Raw genomic sequence first — 502 nt, forward strand, 5'->3', positions numbered from 1 at the left:
GATTTGGACCCAAGTGGGGGTCGCCTGAAGTTAGAATATAGCTCTTCACCAACCGCTATTTAAAGCCTCAGTCGAAAGACTGAGGCTTTTTTGCATTTTAGCTACTCTATTTTCCTCCATATTAGCTGAGAATGGCTAGCCAGAAGATTTCTATCAGCAGAATCTCGCTTTGCGTATGAATTGTAAGGTTGGTGCAGATTTTGGTGCTTTAGACCACCCATGATCCCAATGCTTTTCGCGCAGATAAAATAAACCCCAGCTCAATGTCTGGGGTTGTGGTTTTCTTAATCCGCTGTTGTTATTGGGCGAGTGTTTTCAGGATTTCTTTTAGCTCGACGGTTTCTCGGATTTCAAAGTTCGGCGTTATCTCTGTTGGATTACTTGCGCCAGTCGCATTCACCCACACACTCAAAATACCCATGTTGTTTGCGCCTGCGATGTCTGCCGCTAGAGAGTCACCGATGTGTAAGGCTTCTTCTGGTTTGATGTCGACTAGATTCAA

Annotated in this window: 1 protein-coding gene; it reads right to left on the bottom strand. The window is 44.8% G+C overall.

Annotated features, from left to right (window positions below):
• Positions 1-298: 298 nt before the first annotated feature.
• A partial coding sequence (locus R7040_RS30485) for an HAD family hydrolase (protein ID WP_318098194.1) occupies positions 299-502 on the bottom strand: 204 nt, incomplete at its 5' end.

It is taken from the genome of Vibrio sp. 1069 (assembly GCF_033340555.1).